We start from the raw sequence: 1,002 nt of genomic DNA on the forward strand, positions 1-1,002 counted from the left end.
TAATACATAATCCAAAGGTTAAAAAAATATCATCTAATATGCAGCGTTCAATTAAAACGAAAAAAATATTATTTGATGCGATAAAAATATTATCTGTTGAAGAAAAAATAGAAATTATTAAAGCACGTTACCCAAAAAGTGAATTGCGGAAAGCTATTGGTGATGTTGTATCTAAAGATTCAATTGCGAAGTATTGGGATGAGATTGGAATAGTTTTAAATGAAAATGATTAAATGATTACTAATTTTGAGTGATTTTTTGTTTCCTTTTATTTAGTGCAGTCTATTTGCAGTCTATTTGCAGTCTATTTGCAGTCTAAGTGTAATTTTCAGCATAAAATGCAGTTTATTTGCAGTTTATTTGCAGTTTATTTGCAGTCTGTTTGCAGTCTGTTTGCAGTCTATTTGCAGTCTAAAGTATATATCACTAAATGTAAGGCAAAAATAAAGGCACGTTACCGATTGCCAGCATTAATATTTTCGTTCCTCAATATTAATACTGTTATCGACGTGCCTCTGAAATTCTTTCATCGCGTGCTAAAGAGTAAACTCTTTAAAACTCTTTTCACTCTACGAGTGATTTTTAAGATCTTGGAAAATTGAGTGTGATTTTAAGATATTGATGCAGGTAGGGTTTGGGCGTAATATCGTAGATAAAACAAAGCCCCGATTTCTCATACTCAAACTTGGCGGAATGGAATTGAGAAAATCGAGGCTGCGAAACTAATCATTGAGATGATTTGCGTCTCTAAGGAAATTATAGCAAATGGGAATTCAAAAACAATCTAATAACCGCCTTAAGTGCAGTTATGAGTGAAAACCAATCAATTAAATCTCTTTAAATCTGATTTTATCGAGTCACTACCTACAAAACCCTATTGCACTGATGAATTGGGCGTGACATTTATTCGTCCTAAACTTACCGCAATCAATAAAAAGTACATTCAAGTTAATCGACCATCGACTGACTTGTATTTAGTTTTTGATCTTGATTATGAGTATT

2 protein-coding genes are annotated in these 1,002 nt (G+C 32.0%); both read left to right on the forward strand.

From position 1 onward, the window contains the following. Nucleotides 1-233 (forward strand): hypothetical protein (locus FYJ43_RS11960; RefSeq protein ID WP_229771775.1); only part of this gene is annotated, 233 nt, incomplete at its 5' end. A 579-nt stretch (nucleotides 234-812) separates the two neighbouring features. Continuing rightward, on the forward strand, nucleotides 813-1,002 hold a 190-nt coding region (locus FYJ43_RS12390; RefSeq protein WP_456064359.1), incomplete at its 3' end, for a hypothetical protein.

It is taken from the genome of Cutibacterium porci, assembly GCF_009696315.1.
GTDB classification, from domain to species: domain Bacteria; phylum Actinomycetota; class Actinomycetes; order Propionibacteriales; family Propionibacteriaceae; genus Cutibacterium; species Cutibacterium porci.